1 protein-coding gene is annotated in these 249 nt (G+C 37.8%); it reads left to right on the top strand.

The annotated features are described in order from the left end of the window. Positions 1 to 249, top strand: a 249-nt coding sequence (locus tag SB754_RS21975; protein WP_410784421.1) for a distal tail protein Dit, incomplete at both ends; no start/stop codon positions are given.

The following is a 249-nucleotide window of genomic DNA, read 5'->3' as shown; positions in this document are numbered from 1 at the left end:
CTACATCTTTATTCTAATGGGATTTAGCCGTCCGGCATGGTCTCCTGTTGAGAGAGATATTTTAAAGGTACCTTCTAAACCAGGAGGGTATTTATTACAAACTAACGTTGATGTAAGAACCATAGAAGTTCCAGTTATTATTAAATCGTCAAACGTTAGCACTATGCAAAAAGTAAAAGAAGATTTAGCGGATTGGCTCGTAACCGATCAACCATGCGAACTGATTTTTGATGACGAACCAGATAGAAC

Source organism: Leifsonia sp. SIMBA_070 (genome assembly GCF_046534635.1).
In the GTDB taxonomy this organism is placed as follows: domain Bacteria; phylum Actinomycetota; class Actinomycetes; order Actinomycetales; family Microbacteriaceae; genus Leifsonia.
This window is presented reverse-complemented; position numbering and strand designations above follow the sequence as displayed.